The organism is Stenotrophomonas sp. FW305-3-2-15-E-LB1, from assembly GCF_058787375.1.
This window is the reverse complement of the sequence record NZ_JBYSZR010000036.1, coordinates 35,335-48,819: the sequence shown is the minus strand read 5'-3', so window position 1 is coordinate 48,819 and position 13,485 is coordinate 35,335. Positions and strand designations below refer to the sequence as shown.

The following is a 13,485-nucleotide window of genomic DNA, read 5'->3' as shown; positions in this document are numbered from 1 at the left end:
CACTGTGGGTTTGCGGGGTGTGAGCCGCATGGATGCGGCGACCAAGCCCCCATGGATGGGTTTACGGCGTCCCCGCACACCCACAGTGCCCCGCCATCCCACGGAATGCCGCTCTGGCTTTTGCAGTTGACGTTGCATTAAGCAGGTGCAGGGCGCAGCCCTGCCGAACCCCACCCCTTTCATGAAAGATGTTTCATCCACGGCACAGCTTTGTTTTAACTGCCAGCGCCGATACTTTCCGGCCTGCGCTGCCCACGGTGGGCACACGCACTGCTGGAGAGCTGCATGCTCGGCTTGGTCAGGACCGCGCTCAACAAGCCTTACACCTTCGTGGTGATGGCCATTTTCATCTGCATCGTCGGTCCGCTCAGCGCCCTGCGTACGCCCACCGACGTGTTCCCCGACATCGGCATCCCCGTCATCGCCGTCGTCTGGCAGTACACCGGCCTGTCCCCCGATGCCATGTCCGGCCGCGTCATCTCGCCCTACGAGCGCGCGCTCAGCACCACTGTCAACGACATCGAACACATCGAATCGCAGTCGCTGGCCGGCATGGGCGTGGTCAAGGTGTTCTTCCAGCCCGGCGTGGACATCCGTACCGCCAACGCGCAGATCACCGCCATCTCGCAGACCATCGTCAAGCAGATGCCGGCCGGCATGACCCCGCCGCTGATCCTCAACTACAGCGCTTCCACCGTGCCGGTGCTGCAGATGGCGTTCTCCAGCCCGACCTTGGGCGAATCGCAGATCCGCGACCTGGCGCAGAACACCGTGCGCCCACCGCTCACCTCCATTCCCGGCCTGGCCATCCCCGCACCCTACGGCGGCAAGCAACGGCAGATCACCCTCGACCTCGATCCGCAGGCGCTGGCCGCCAAGGGCCTGTCCGCGCAGGACGTCGGCAACGCGCTGGCCGCGCAGAACCAGATCACCCCGGTGGGCACGGCCAAGCTCGGCGGCAACGAGTTCACCGTGCTGCTCAACAACAGCCCCAGCGACATCGAAGCGCTCAACGATCTGCCGATCCGCACGGTCAATGGCGCGGTGGTCACCATCGGCCAGGTCGCCCACGTGCGCGATGGCTCGCCGCCACAGACCAACATCGTGCGCGTCAACGGCGGCCACTCGGTGCTGATGGCCGCGCTGAAGAATGGCGATGCCTCCACGCTCACCCTGGTCAGCCGCATCCGCGCCATGCTGCCGCAGATCGGCGAAACCCTGCCGCCATCGCTGAAGATCTCGCTGCTCGGCGATGCGTCCACCTTCGTGCGTGAATCGATCAGCAGCGTCGCCCGCGAAGGCATCATCGCCGCGCTGCTGACCAGCGTGATGATCCTGGTCTTCCTCGGCAGCTGGCGCTCGACGGTGATCATTGCAGCGTCGATTCCGCTGGCGGTGCTCTCGGCCATCGCGCTGCTGTCGGCGGCCGGGCAGACCCTCAACGTGATGACCCTGGGCGGCCTGGCGCTGGCCGTGGGCATCCTGGTGGACGATGCCACGGTGACCATCGAGAACGTCAACTGGCACCTGGAGCAGGGCAAGGGCGTGCGCGAGGCCATCCTCGATGGCGCCGCACAGATCGTCGGCCCCGCGTTCGTCTCGCTGCTGTGCATCTGCATCGTGTTCGTGCCGATGTTCCTGCTCGATGGCATCGCCGGCTACCTGTTCCGCCCGATGGCGCTGGCGGTCATCTTCGCCATGGGCAGTTCGTTCGTGCTGTCGCGCACGCTGGTGCCGACCATGGCGCTGTACCTGCTGCGCCCGCACCGGGTCGAGCATGGCGTGGGCCACCATCCCGAAGATGCCTTCCTCAACCATCACGAGGGCGATCATCCGCAGCACCGCCGTGCGCGCCTGGCCGCCACGCTGGTGCGCTGGCAGCAGCGTTTCGAAGCCGGTTTCTCGGCCGTGCGTGACCGCTACCACGCGCTGCTGGGCCTGGCCCTGGGCAACCGCCGGCCGTTCCTGATCGGCTTCATGGCCTGCGTGCTGGTGTCCTTCGCGCTGCTGCCGACCCTGGGCCAGGATTTCTTCCCGGCCACCGAGGCCAGTGCGCTGTCGCTGCATGTGCGCCTGCCGCTGGGCACCCGCATCGAGGAAACCGCTGCTGCCTTCGACCGCATTGAAGCGCGCATCCGCCAGGAAGTCCCGCCGGCCGAGATCGATGCCATCGTCGACAACCTGGGCCTGCCGATGACCGGCATCAACATGGCCTACAGCGCCAGCGGCACCATCGGCCCGCAGGACGGTGACATCCAGGTTTCGCTGAAGCCCGGACACGGTGATGCGGCCGGGTACGAGCGTCGCCTGCGCGAAGTGCTGCCCGCCGCCTTCCCGGGTACCAGCTTCGCCTTCCTGCCGGCCGATACCAGCAGCCAGATCCTCAACTTCGGGTCGCCGGCGCCGATGGACGTGCGCATTGCCGGGCCCAATGCGGCCGGCAACCGCGCCTATGCGCAGGAACTGATCCGCCGCCTGCGCCACGTGCCCGGCCTGGTCGATCTGCGCCTGCAGCAGCCCGATGGCTACCCGACCCTGAAGGTGGACGTGGACCGCCTGCGCGCCAACGGCCTGGGCATCACCGAGCGCGACGTCACCAACAGCATGGTCGCCTCGCTGGCCGGCAGTGGCCAGGTGGCGCCGACGTTCTGGCTGAGCCCGAAGAACGGCATCTCCTATGGCGTGGTGGCCGCCACCCCGCAGTACCGCATGGACAGCCTGGCCGCCTTGAGCGCGTTGCCGGTCACCGGCAGCAGCGGCGTGCCGCAGGTGCTGGGCGGCCTGGCCGAGATCCAGCGCGGGTCCAGTTCGGCGGTGGTGACCCACTACAACGTGCAGCCCACCCTGGACGTGTACGCCAGCGTGCAGGGGCGTGATCTGGGCGCGGTGGCCGCCGATGTGCAGACGGTCATCGATGGCATGGCCAGCCAGCGCCCGCGCGGCACCGAGGTCGGCCTGCACGGCCAGATCGATGCGCTGCATGTGGCCTTTACCGGCCTCGGCTACGGCCTGCTGGCCGCCATCGTGCTGATCTATCTGCTGATCGTCATCAACTTCCAGTCGTGGACCGATCCGTTCGTCATCATCACCGCGCTGCCCGCCGGCCTCGCCGGTGTGGTCTGGATGCTGTTCCTCACTCACACATCGTTGTCGGTGCCCGCGCTGACCGGGGCCATCCTGTGCATGGGCGTGGCCACGGCCAATTCGATCCTGGTGGTCAGTTTCTGCCGCGAGCGCCTGGCCGAACACGGCGATGCCGCCAAGGCCGCGCTGGAAGCCGGATTCACCCGTTTCCGACCGGTCTGCATGACCGCGCTGGCGATGATCCTGGGCATGCTGCCGACCGCACTGTCCACCGAGCAGAACGCGCCGCTGGGCCGCGCGGTCATCGGCGGCCTGCTGCTGGCGACCTGCGCCACCCTGTTGTTCGTGCCGGTGGTGTTTGCCCTGGCCCACTCGCGTAAGCCCCGCACCGTCCCCGCCGGAGAGCCCCTGCATGTCTGATGCTTCGCTGCCGCAGCGTTCGCTGCGCCGCCCCCTCATCCTGGGTGCCGCCATCGCGGTGGTCGTGGTTGCCGCCGGCCTGGGCCTGCGCGCGCAGCAGGCGCACGCCGTGGTGGAATGGACCGAGCGCCAGGCGGTGCCGACCGTGCAGGTCGTCACGGCCGGTGCACAGGCGGCGGCGGGCACGATGACCCTGCCGGCGCACCTGACCGCCTGGACCGAAGCGCCCATCCACGCGCGCGTCGGTGGCTACCTCAAATCGTGGACTGCCGACATCGGCCAGTCGGTCAAGGCGGGCCAGGTGCTGGCGGTGATCGACAGCCCGGAACTGGACCAGCAGATCGCCCAGGCCCATGCGCACCTGCTGCAGGCGCAGGCCGATGCCGCGCTGGCCAAGGTCAGTGCCGAGCGCTGGCAGGGCATGCTGGGCAGCCATTCGGTGTCGCGCCAGGAAGCCGATGAGAAGCAGGCCAATGCGCTGGCGGCGCAGGCCAGCGTGGAAGCGGCGCAGGCCGACTATGCGCGGCTGCAGGAGCTGGGGCGCTACCGCACGCTGCGCGCACCGTTCGATGGCACCGTGACCTCGCGGCAGACCGACGTCGGCCAGCTGATCCGCGCCGATGACAGCGGCCGCGAACTGTTCAACATTGCCGACACGCGCCGCCTGCGCCTGATGGTGCCGGTGCCGCAGAGCAGCGCGGGCAGCATCACGCCGGGGCTGCAGGCCAGCCTGCAGGTGCCGGGCCAGTCCGGCCGCCACTTCACCGCCACGCTGCAGGGTGACTCCAGTGCGATCGACCGCAGTTCGGGCACGCTGCTGGCGCAGTTCGTGGTCGACAATGCCGACGGCGCGCTGCTGCCGGGCAGCTACGCCGAAGTGACCCTGCCGCAGCAGGGCGGCGGCGATGGCGTGAGCGTGCCGTCCGAGGTGCTGATCTTCCGCGCCAAGGGCACCCAGGTGGCGGTGGTCGATGGCAAGGACATCGTCCACCTGCGCGACATCCATATCGCCAGCGACCTGGGCAGCACGCTGCGGGTGGACCGTGGGCTGAACGCGGGCGACCGGGTCATTCCCAATCCGCCGGATGCCCTGCGCGAAGGCGACCATGTGCGCGTGGTCGCCGGTGAGCAGGAGCCTGCACATGCGCGTGGTTGAACGTCGGCTGGTGCTGGTGCTGGGCGCGGTGCTGCTCGGCGGGTGTTCGCTCGCGCCGACTTACCAGGTGCCTGCCGTGGCGATGCCGGCCGGCTATGAAGGCAGTGGCACACCCGCGGCCGCCTCGCCGTTGCCGGCTGCGTGGTGGCAGGCCTTCCAGGATCCGCAGCTGGACCACCTGCAGCAGCAGCTGGTCGAGGCCAGCCCGACGCTGGCGCTGGCCGTGGCCCATTACGATGCCGCGCGTGCCGCAGCCGGTGAAGTGGCGTCGGCCCGCGCGCCGCAGGTCGGTTTCAGTGGTGGCCCGATGCGCCAGCGCCAGTCCGATGACAAGCCGCTGCGCAGTGCCACCCAGCCTGCGATCTACGACAGCAACAGCGCGGCGTTCTCGCTGTCCTTCGACCTGGACCTGTGGGGACGCCTGCGCAACGCCGCTGCTGCGGCAGGGGCGCGTGCCGAGGCCAGTGGCGATGACCTGGCGGCAGCGCGGCTGAGCCTGTCGCAGCAGCTGGCCGGGCTGTACCTGCAGCTGCGCGGCGCCGAGGCGCAGCAGGTGATCCTGCGCGACAGCATCGACGACTACCGGCAGGCGCTGGCCCTGACCGAAGACCGGTTCCGCGGCGAGATCGCCTCGGAACTGGACGTGGCCCGCGCGCGCCACCAGCTGGCCAGCGCACAGGCCGACCTGGACGGACTGGATGCACGCCACGCGCTGCTGCGCCATGCCATCGCCGAACTGGTGGGGGCCCCGGCCAGTGGCTTCGTGCTGGCCGATGGCAATCTGCCGGCGCTGCCGCAGGTTCCCGCGGACCTGCCCAGCAAGCTGTTGCAGCAGCGTCCGGACATCGCCGCAGCCGAGCGGCGGGTGTTTGCCGCCAACGCCGGCATCGGGGTGGCGCGTGCCGCCTGGTTCCCGCAGCTCAGCCTGACCGGGCTGCTGGGCGGGCAGACCTCGGGCGGCGCGTCGGTGCTGGACGTGGGCAACCGCTACTGGGCGCTGGGCCCGCTGGCGGCGCTGCCGGTGTTCGATGGCGGCCGCCGCAGGGCTGCGAAGGCGCAGGCCTACGCCGAGTTCGATGCGGCCTCGGCGCAGTACCGGGCCACGGTGCTGGCGGCGATCCGCCAGGTCGAGGACCAGCTGACCCTGCTGCGCCAGCTGGACGCGCAGCGCGGGCACGAGGACGACGCCGTGCAGGCCGCGCGGCGCGCAGAACAGATCGCACGCGACCGCTACGCCGGCGGCGCGGTGAGCTATCTGGATGTAGTGAGTGCGCAGACCGATGCGCGGCAGGCGCAGCTCGGCCTGCAGGACATCCAGAGCCGGCAGCTGCAGGCCAGCGCAGCGCTGATGGCAGCCCTCGGCGGCGGCTGGGCGCGCTGAGTCCGGCCACGGTCTCAACCTGTGAGAGGGCGGGGCGGAACAATCGCCCCATCGCCACCTCAGCAGGGAAGTGCCATGAGCCGTTGGAACACCCACATCGTCGGCGCCTACGCGCCCGCCAGCATCGGCTGGCTGCTGGCCCTGGCCGGCGGCCTGCGCCTGGAACAGCTGCGCGCGGACCCGCTGGCGCAGTCACTGGTGCCGGTGCTGCAATGGGGCGTGGCCAGCGCACTGCTGGCTACCCTGGCCTGCATCATCGGCGCCAGCGCGGTGCTGTGGCGCAATGGGCGGCGGACACGCTGACCACGCATCTGTAGAGTCGAGCCATGCTCGACTGCTTCTTCTACGAATGACGAGGTCACCGATGTTTGCCTGGGACGAAACCGCGTTTCTTGAATTGTTCGGCGTCGCACCGCGGGTGGGCACGTCCGAGGGTATCGACGTGGAGGTCGCGCATGCACAGGGCAGCGTGAAGCTGCAGCTTGGCTTCAATGCGCTCACCGGTGATGCACGCGTACAGGTGTTTGCGGCGGGACAGGGCGAGCCGGTGTTTGACGGCTGCCTCGCATCCAGCCCGGGCGCGCGGGTGGTCCGCAATGCAGGGGCCGAGTTCGTCGAAATCGGTGGGGCCGGCAGCTGGCCGCATGCGCGCGGCTACGACATGCAGCAGCCCTTGGAGCATGGGCTGCGCGTGTTCGTCTCGCCCGCGTTGATGGTCAAGACGTTCGGCCCGTAGCGTCAGCGTAGCAGCGGCGCCACATCCACCAGCCGCACATCGTGCATCTGGTCCAGGTAGGCCTCGTAGTACCACTTGTGTGACGAACCCACGATGGCCAGCATGCGCGTGCCCGGATGCTGGCCGAGCACGTCGCGGATGTTGGCGACCATGCGCAGGTTGCGGGTTTCCCAATAGCCCACGTAGTTGCGGCCGAAGCCCTCCGGCGACGGTTCGACCAGGGCAGCGCCGAAGTCGCTGTCGTAGACGTTCTGCGCGGTCTGCGGGGAATTCTCGTGGCGGTAGAGGGCCAGCACGCCGCCTGGCTGGGCCACGTTGTCATCGAAGGGAGCAGAGGCCGCGCGGCGGGCTTTGCTGGCGGGGTTGTCCCACGCGCCGCGGATGGCCTTTGCATAGGCCTTCTGCAGTTCCTTCGGGGTTTCCGTATCGGCGGTGTGGTCATCCACCGACCACAGGCGTTCCAGCCCCAGCCGCGCGGCCAGCTCGGCGGCGACCAGGTTCACCTCGTCCTTGCGCAGCACGCGTGCATCCAGGAAGGCGACCAGTTCCGGGGTCAGGCTGTCGGCCGCGCGGCGCTCACTGTTGGGCAGGCGCAGCCATTGCACGATGGCCGAACCGCGTTCGCCGGCGGCCAAGGCCACCGCCGCCAGCCGGCGCCGCTGGGCCGGCGTGGCGTCCTTCGGCCAGGTCGCCAGCATCCGCTCCATTTCCGCATTGGCTTGCGGCACATCCAGCCCGGTGGCGGCCTGTGCCGGTGCGGTGTCGACGCAGTAGGTGCTCACGCTGTCGGCGTAGCGGGTCGGGCTGCGGCGCATGAAATCGCATTGCAGGCCCGATACGTTCTCCACTGCGATGGCCGTGGGCTGCCATGCCTGCAGGCGCGACAGCAGCGGCTCCAGCATCGCCGGCTGGAAGGAATCGGGCAGGGTGGAGAGATGCGGGCTGCCCAGAACGAGGACGTCATTCACGCGGCCGGCAGGCGGTCCCTTGTGCTCGCCCGGGTGGAAGGCGGGGCGATAGGGCGCATCAGCGGCGCCGGCGGCGGCACTGCACAGGCTCAACAACAAGACACACGCGCGACGTTTGAACATGGGCTTCTCCCTGCAATGGATGCATCCGTGATGCAGGTGATGCTGCACGCAGCGACGCGCGATGTAATGGGTCGTTGGTCATTGCAACCTTCCCGGCGCAGCGCGCATCGCTGTAACGGCGGTGGTGGTCCACAATGGCTGCTGCACCCTGCAAACGAACACCGACATGGACGCTGCACTCCCCATCGTGACGATCGCTGCACTGCTCGGTGCGATCATCGGCTTCGTCGGACCGCTCGGCTGGCGCTGGCAGCTGCTGCGGCTGTCGCCGGCGCTGCTGATGCCGGTGGCACTGCATGTCCTGCAGCACACGTCGTGGATCTTCGGTGGCGGCGGTGGCTGGGTGACGGCGGCGCTGCTTGTGTGGGTGGGCAGTCTCGGCTACCTGCCGGCCGTGCTGGCCATTGCCGTGCTGCGCTGGATGATGTGGCGTCAACGCTGACCGCGGAGGAACACGATGCTGGTAAGAGTCGGCAGTCTGGACGAAGCCCTGCAGGTGCTGCAGGGCGTAGGCGAGCTGGGCCAGGAACGCACCCATGCCACCTATGCGCAACGCCTGGCCGGGCGCCGCCACCTGGTGCTGGTGGCCGAGCAGGGCGGTGAACTGGTCGGCTTCAAGGTGGGTTACGCGCTCGATCGCAGGCGCTTCTACAGCTGGGTCGGCGGCATCCATCCGGCCCATCGCCGCCAGGGCATCGCCCAGGCGCTGCTGGAAACCCAGCAGCGCTGGGCAGCCGCGCAGGGTTACGGCTGCATCGAAGTGAAGACCTCGCAGGCCTTCCCGCAGATGGTGGCCCTGCTGGAGCGCAATGGCTACCAGGCCCAGGGCGAGGCCGGGGGCAAGCTGCTGTACCGCCGGGCGTTGTGAAGGCGCGGGCCGTGCAGATCGCCCTAAAGGTGGCGTCCGGCCCGCCGATAACCTGACTGGATCCCGCTCCTGCCTTTCGCTGCTGGACTCCAGGCTGCCCCCGACGGGCGGCCCGTGCTGTGTGTACCGCCTTCCGCAGTCCGCAGTCCAGCTTTACGCGCAAGACGAACAAGGACGCTTCCCCCCGCGCGTCTGCAAGTCCAGGCAATTGATGGCCCCGCCGGGCATCCGCCCGCCGGATTGCATTTCATTGGACTCCGAGGAACCCACGATGCTGATGCCAGGCTTCACGGCGGGTGAGCAGACGCCGGCCGATTCCCATTCCCGTTATTCACCCTGGCGCCTGCTGCTGGGCGCGCTGGGTGCGCAGCGCACCACCACTGATGTGTCCGCGCAGGACCGCCGGCAGGATGAGCTGGCCGCACAGGTGGCTGCCCTGCACCGCGTGCAGGCGGTCATCGAGTTCGCCCTGGATGGCACCATCCTGCAGGCCAACGACAACTTCCTGCAGGCGGTGGGCTACCGCCTTGATGAGATCCAGGGCCAGCACCATTCCCTGTTCGTCGACCCCGAGCATGCCCGCAGCGCCGAGTACCGCGAGTTCTGGGCGCGACTGGCGCGCGGCGAGTTCGACGCCGGCCAGTACCGGCGCTTCGGCAAGGGCGGGCGCGAGATCTGGATCCAGGCTTCGTACAATCCGGTGCTGGATCGCCAGGGCCGGCCGTACAAGGTGGTGAAGTTCGCCACGGACATCACCGCGCAGAAGCTGCAGGCCGCCGATTCGGCAGGCCAGCTGGCGGCCATCGACAAGTCGCAGGCGGTCATCGAGTTCAGCCTGGACGGACGCATCCTGTCCGCCAATGCCAACTTCCTCGCTGCCACCGGCTACACGCTGGAGGAAGTGCGCGGCCGGCACCATTCCCTGTTCGTCGAACCCGACCAGCGCGAGAGTGCCGAATACCGCCAGTTCTGGGAAAAACTGGGCCGGGGCGAGTATGACGCGGGCCAGTACCGGCGGCTGGGCAAGGACGGGCGCGAGGTGTGGATCCAGGCGTCCTACAACCCCATCCTCGATATGAACGGTCGCCCGTTCAAGGTCGTGAAGTACGCCACCGACATCACCGCGCAGGTGCACGAAAACCAGGCCACCCAGCGCGCCGTGGCGCAGACCCGCGAAGTGGTGGCGGCCGCAAAGCAGGGTGACCTGACCCACCACGTGGACATGACCGACAAGCGTGGCCCGATCGCCGATCTCTGCGAGGGCGTCAACGCGCTGGTGGAGGCCATGGCCGGCATCCTCGGCCAGATCAAGTTCGCCGCCGACACCATTGCGGTGGGCGCGAGCGAGATCGCGCAGGGCAACAACGATCTGTCCCAGCGCACCGAGCAGCAGGCCGCCTCGCTGGAGGAAACGGCAGTGTCGATGAAGGGCCTGGCCGAAACCGTGCAGCGCACAGCCACCCATGCACGCCAGGCCAGTGAACTGGCCGGTGGCGCGGCCGAAGTGGCAGCGCGCGGCGGCACCGTGGTCCATGAAGTGGTCTCGACCATGGCGGTGATCAACACGTCCTCGCGGCGCATCGTCGACATCATCGGGGTGATCGACGGCATTGCCTTCCAGACCAACATCCTGGCCTTGAATGCCGCCGTGGAAGCCGCGCGCGCGGGGCAGCATGGCCGCGGCTTCGCCGTGGTGGCCACCGAAATCCGCGAGCTGTCGCAGCGTTCGGCCAGTGCGGCCAAGGAGATCAAGCAGCTCATCGACGCATCGGTGGCCAACGTCGGCGCCGGCACCGCGCAGGTGGAAAGCGCGGGACGCACCATGGATGAGATCGTGCGCGATGTGCGCCGGGTCAGCGAACTGATGACCCAGATCAGCACGGCGGCACAGCAGCAGAGCGACGACATCCAGCAGATGAACCAGGCCGTCGACCTGATCGACCAGGGCACGCAGCAGAACGCAGCGCTGGTGGAGGAGGCTTCGGCGGCGGCGCGCAGCATGGAGGAACAGTCCGCGCAGCTGCTGCAGACCGTGGCCGGGTTCCGGGTGGATGCGGGGCAGGGCGGTGCAGGCGTGCAGCGGACGCCGATGCTGCGCGTCGTGACCTGACGCCGGGGCGGAACCGCCTGCAGAAACGCCAAAGGCCAGGTCGATGACCTGGCCTTTTGTTCGATGGTGCCGGTGAAAGGACTCGAACCTTCATGGGGTCACCCCCGGCTGATTTTGAGTCAGCTGCGTATACCATTCCGCCACACCGGCAGCAGCGGGCTAGTGTAACCGAGCCCGGCGGACCTTCATAGAGGCGCCTCCATACAGGGCCGGAAGCCCGTTGTTTTGTCGGTAATGGCTGGGCGATGGCTATACTGGATCCGGTTGACAGGCGCCGGAGGGAGGCCCATGACTGCGTTGCAAGGCCTGCGGGTGCTGGTGGTCGAGAACGATGAGATGAGTGCCGCCCTACTGCAGATGCAGCTGGTGCAGGCGGGCGCCGTGGTGGTCGGTCTGGCCGAGACGGTTGCCCAGTCTTTGCGCCTGCTGCAGGACACCTCGCCGGACGTGGCCCTGCTGGATTACCGGCTGGCCCGCAACGAGACCAGTGAACCGGTGGCTGCTGCCCTGGCCGCACGCGGCGTGCCCTTCGTTCTGGCCACCGGCATGACCGCCGATCAGTTGCCTGCGTCGATGCGCGGCGGCGTGCTGCTGGTCAAGCCCTACCTGTCGGCGGATCTGTCGCGGGCACTGGTGCGCGCGGTCGGCCGTTCCAGCGCCAGGGCCTGACCGCCGGGCTCAGGCTCAGGCCGCCTCTTCGTAGACGTAACGCAGATCCTCGCGGTCATCGAGGATGGCGTACTGCGTGGCCAGCTGGTCCGGATCGGGGTTGAGCCAGGCATCGAGGTGTTCCGGCCGGATCGGCACCACGCCGCGGTCATGACCGGCGGCAGCCACGTCGGCCGGCGGTGCGTCGGTGATCGCGGCGAAGGACAACAGCCGGCCTTCCGGGCCTTCCCACTCGGCCCACAGGCAGGCCAGCAGCAGATCACGCGGCGGGTCGGGGCGGAATTCCAGCACCACGTCCTGTTCCTTTTCACCGGTATCCAGGCTGCGGCCGGCCATGGCATGGCGCGGCACGTGCTCGTAGAACGCGCTGACCACCACCACGCCGTGGCGCAGGCCGAAGGCGCCGCGCCAGTAGCCTTCCAGGCTGTCGCGTCGCGCGTTGTAGGTGCCCGGGTAGAGCACGTCGTTGCGTGCGGGCTTGTCCGGCAGGCGGCACTGGTAGCGCATCGGCTTGATCACCCGCTGCCCGTTTTCGCTGACCATCACCGGCGCGTAGGTGCCGGGGAAGATGCGGTTGTCGCGCGGCAGCAGCTGCACCCGGTGCAGGTCGTCCAGGCGTGCCTGCGCGCGTTCGATGCGGTTGCTGGCCACGCGCAGGTCGTTGCGTGCTTTCTGTGTCGGCCGCGTGGCCAGGGTGGCGTGGGCGATGTCGCGCCGTTCGCTCTGTTTCAACAGCTCGGCCTGCAGCGCCTGCTGCTCCTCGGCATGCCACTGCTGGATCTTCGCCACGATGTCGCGGCCCTGCCCGGTGCGCGCGCCGGCAAAGCCATCGTCCATCGCTTTGGGTGTCTTCGGCCGCTTCTTGCCGGGATCGTGTGCGTACAGCTCGGCAAATTCTTCCAGCGACAGCACGGCGCCGTATTCACGGACAAGCTTGGCGTAGTCGGCGCGGATCAGGGCGGAGTAGCACATGGGCGTTCTGTGGGCGAAGGTCGCAGCGGCTGCGACGTGACTACGGCAGGATAGCCTGACCACCTGGAGATGACGCATGAGTGATTCGACGACCTGCCAGTTCCGCGACGGCGTGGCGACCGTGGAGGATTACTGCCAGCTGCGCCTGCTGGCCGGGCTGAGTGCGAAGACCGCCGAGGCCGCCAGCCGCGCGCTGCCCAACACGCTGTTCGGCGTCTGCGCCTACCAGGGAAGTGAGCTGGTGGCGATGGGCCGGATCGTCGGCGACGGCGGTTGCCACCTGCAGGTCTGCGATATCGCCGTGTTGCCGCGGTTGCAGGGGCAGGGGCTGGGCAAGGAAGTAATGCGGCGGCTGGATGCGTGGATGCAGGCGAATCTGCCGCCATCGGCCTATGTGAGCCTGCTCGCCGATGGCGAGGCGCATCGCCTGTACGCGCAGTTCGGGTTTGCACCCACCGCGCCGGCGTCGGTCGGCATGTATCGGCGCTTCTGAACTCGATGCCTGGATGACAGGCAAAGAAAAACCCCGGCCGAGGCCGGGGTCTTCAAGAATTGGCGTCCCCACGGGGATTCGAACCCCGGTCGCCACCGTGAAAGGGTGATGTCCTAGGCCTCTAGACGATGGGGACGCACGAAAAACTTCAAGTTGTAGATCTTCGACGGCCTAATGTCGAAGTGGTGGAGCCAAGCGGGATCGAACCGCTGACCTCCTGCATGCCATGCAGGCGCTCTCCCAGCTGAGCTATGGCCCCATGAAACTCCGGATTGTCCTGCCGGGAGCAGGGTCCGTTTTGAAACTGGCGTCCCCACGGGGATTCGAACCCCGGTCGCCACCGTGAAAGGGTGATGTCCTAGGCCTCTAGACGATGGGGACGCACGAAAAACTTCAAGTTGTAGAACCTTCGACGGCCTAATGTCGAAAGTGGTGGAGCCAAGCGGGATCGAACCGCTGACCTCCTGCATGCCATGCAGGCGCTCTCCCAGCTGAGCTATGGCCC

Annotated in this window: 12 protein-coding genes and 4 tRNA genes; 10 read left to right on the top strand and 6 right to left on the bottom strand. The window is 68.2% G+C overall.

The features are described 5' to 3' along the window. Positions 1 to 285: 285 nt before the first annotated feature. The 5 genes from AC3WL7_RS19390 (at position 286) to AC3WL7_RS19370 (ending at position 6,777) form a co-directional block, all read left to right on the top strand. A complete protein-coding gene (locus AC3WL7_RS19390; protein ID WP_492752556.1) occupies positions 286 to 3,504 on the top strand; it encodes an efflux RND transporter permease subunit in 3,219 nt (1,072 codons plus the stop codon). Next, positions 3,497 to 4,660, top strand: a complete 1,164-nt coding sequence (locus AC3WL7_RS19385; RefSeq protein WP_492752555.1) for an efflux RND transporter periplasmic adaptor subunit — start codon at positions 3,497 to 3,499, stop codon at positions 4,658 to 4,660. Before AC3WL7_RS19390 ends, AC3WL7_RS19385 begins: the two co-directional genes overlap by 8 nt. After that, on the top strand, positions 4,647 to 6,041 hold the full coding sequence (locus AC3WL7_RS19380) for an efflux transporter outer membrane subunit (protein ID WP_492752553.1): 1,395 nt from the start codon (positions 4,647 to 4,649) through the stop codon (positions 6,039 to 6,041). The genes AC3WL7_RS19385 and AC3WL7_RS19380 overlap by 14 nt, the downstream gene beginning before the upstream one ends. Before the next feature lie 75 nt (positions 6,042 to 6,116). Beyond that, a complete protein-coding gene (locus AC3WL7_RS19375; RefSeq protein WP_492752552.1) occupies positions 6,117 to 6,344 on the top strand; it encodes a hypothetical protein in 228 nt (75 codons plus the stop codon). A 61-nt stretch (positions 6,345 to 6,405) separates the two neighbouring features. Beyond that, complete coding sequence (locus tag AC3WL7_RS19370) at positions 6,406 to 6,777, top strand: hypothetical protein (protein WP_492752550.1); 372 nt, start codon at positions 6,406 to 6,408, stop codon at positions 6,775 to 6,777. 2 nt (positions 6,778 to 6,779) lie between these two features. On the opposite strand, the gene AC3WL7_RS19365 is transcribed toward AC3WL7_RS19370, so the two are convergent. Beyond that, positions 6,780 to 7,868 (bottom strand): DUF5694 domain-containing protein, encoded by a 1,089-nt coding sequence (locus AC3WL7_RS19365; protein ID WP_492752548.1) that lies wholly within the window; start codon positions 7,866 to 7,868, stop codon positions 6,780 to 6,782. 166 nt (positions 7,869 to 8,034) lie between these two features. On the opposite strand from AC3WL7_RS19365, the gene AC3WL7_RS19360 reads away from it, so the two are divergent. From AC3WL7_RS19360 to AC3WL7_RS19350, 3 genes are all read left to right on the top strand, one after another. Beyond that, the gene (locus AC3WL7_RS19360) at positions 8,035 to 8,310 is read left to right on the top strand and encodes a hypothetical protein (protein ID WP_492752547.1); all 276 of its coding nucleotides are present in this window, start codon (positions 8,035 to 8,037) and stop codon (positions 8,308 to 8,310) included. A 15-nt stretch (positions 8,311 to 8,325) separates the two neighbouring features. Continuing rightward, complete coding sequence (locus AC3WL7_RS19355) at positions 8,326 to 8,736, top strand: GNAT family N-acetyltransferase (RefSeq protein WP_492752545.1); 411 nt, start codon at positions 8,326 to 8,328, stop codon at positions 8,734 to 8,736. A gap of 271 nt (positions 8,737 to 9,007) precedes the next feature. Beyond that, on the top strand, positions 9,008 to 10,846 hold the full coding sequence (locus tag AC3WL7_RS19350) for a methyl-accepting chemotaxis protein (RefSeq protein ID WP_492752543.1): 1,839 nt from the start codon (positions 9,008 to 9,010) through the stop codon (positions 10,844 to 10,846). A gap of 64 nt (positions 10,847 to 10,910) precedes the next feature. On the opposite strand, the gene AC3WL7_RS19345 is transcribed toward AC3WL7_RS19350, so the two are convergent. Further along, positions 10,911 to 10,996: transfer RNA gene (locus AC3WL7_RS19345), tRNA-Leu, on the bottom strand. 138 nt (positions 10,997 to 11,134) lie between these two features. On the opposite strand from AC3WL7_RS19345, the gene AC3WL7_RS19340 reads away from it, so the two are divergent. After that, positions 11,135 to 11,515: a response regulator gene (locus AC3WL7_RS19340; RefSeq protein WP_492752541.1), complete on the top strand. Its 381-nt coding sequence runs from the start codon at positions 11,135 to 11,137 to the stop codon at positions 11,513 to 11,515. 15 nt (positions 11,516 to 11,530) lie between these two features. Here AC3WL7_RS19340 and AC3WL7_RS19335 read toward each other — a convergent pair whose 3' ends face one another. After that, positions 11,531 to 12,487, bottom strand: a complete 957-nt coding sequence (locus AC3WL7_RS19335; protein WP_313142739.1) for an SOS response-associated peptidase family protein — start codon at positions 12,485 to 12,487, stop codon at positions 11,531 to 11,533. A gap of 76 nt (positions 12,488 to 12,563) precedes the next feature. Here AC3WL7_RS19335 and AC3WL7_RS19330 point away from each other — a divergent pair, with 76 nt between their 5' ends. Beyond that, positions 12,564 to 12,980: a GNAT family N-acetyltransferase gene (locus AC3WL7_RS19330; protein ID WP_079222271.1), complete on the top strand. Its 417-nt coding sequence runs from the start codon at positions 12,564 to 12,566 to the stop codon at positions 12,978 to 12,980. A 60-nt stretch (positions 12,981 to 13,040) separates the two neighbouring features. Here the strand turns inward: AC3WL7_RS19330 and AC3WL7_RS19325 are convergent. The 3 genes from AC3WL7_RS19325 to AC3WL7_RS19315 form a co-directional block, all read right to left on the bottom strand. After that, positions 13,041 to 13,116 (bottom strand) — tRNA-Glu (locus AC3WL7_RS19325). Between the two features lie 47 nt (positions 13,117 to 13,163). After that, a tRNA-Ala gene (locus AC3WL7_RS19320) sits at positions 13,164 to 13,239 on the bottom strand. A 46-nt stretch (positions 13,240 to 13,285) separates the two neighbouring features. After that, positions 13,286 to 13,361 (bottom strand) — tRNA-Glu (locus AC3WL7_RS19315). Positions 13,362 to 13,485: the final 124 nt, after the last annotated feature.

Excerpts from the sequence above, each read along its gene's own strand:
- AC3WL7_RS19385 (WP_492752555.1), top strand. The coding sequence starts at position 3,497 with ATGTCTGATGCTTCGCTGCCGCAGCGTTCGCTGCGCCGCCCCCTCATC.
- AC3WL7_RS19330 (WP_079222271.1), top strand. The coding sequence starts at position 12,564 with ATGAGTGATTCGACGACCTGCCAGTTCCGCGACGGCGTGGCGACCGTG.
- AC3WL7_RS19370 (WP_492752550.1), top strand. The coding sequence starts at position 6,406 with ATGTTTGCCTGGGACGAAACCGCGTTTCTTGAATTGTTCGGCGTCGCA.
- AC3WL7_RS19390 (WP_492752556.1), top strand. The coding sequence starts at position 286 with ATGCTCGGCTTGGTCAGGACCGCGCTCAACAAGCCTTACACCTTCGTG.
- AC3WL7_RS19350 (WP_492752543.1), top strand. The coding sequence starts at position 9,008 with ATGCTGATGCCAGGCTTCACGGCGGGTGAGCAGACGCCGGCCGATTCC.
- AC3WL7_RS19375 (WP_492752552.1), top strand. The coding sequence starts at position 6,117 with ATGAGCCGTTGGAACACCCACATCGTCGGCGCCTACGCGCCCGCCAGC.
- AC3WL7_RS19380 (WP_492752553.1), top strand. The coding sequence starts at position 4,647 with ATGCGCGTGGTTGAACGTCGGCTGGTGCTGGTGCTGGGCGCGGTGCTG.
- AC3WL7_RS19360 (WP_492752547.1), top strand. The coding sequence starts at position 8,035 with ATGGACGCTGCACTCCCCATCGTGACGATCGCTGCACTGCTCGGTGCG.
- AC3WL7_RS19355 (WP_492752545.1), top strand. The coding sequence starts at position 8,326 with ATGCTGGTAAGAGTCGGCAGTCTGGACGAAGCCCTGCAGGTGCTGCAG.
- AC3WL7_RS19335 (WP_313142739.1), bottom strand. The coding sequence starts at position 12,487 with ATGTGCTACTCCGCCCTGATCCGCGCCGACTACGCCAAGCTTGTCCGT.
- AC3WL7_RS19365 (WP_492752548.1), bottom strand. The coding sequence starts at position 7,868 with ATGTTCAAACGTCGCGCGTGTGTCTTGTTGTTGAGCCTGTGCAGTGCC.
- AC3WL7_RS19340 (WP_492752541.1), top strand. The coding sequence starts at position 11,135 with ATGACTGCGTTGCAAGGCCTGCGGGTGCTGGTGGTCGAGAACGATGAG.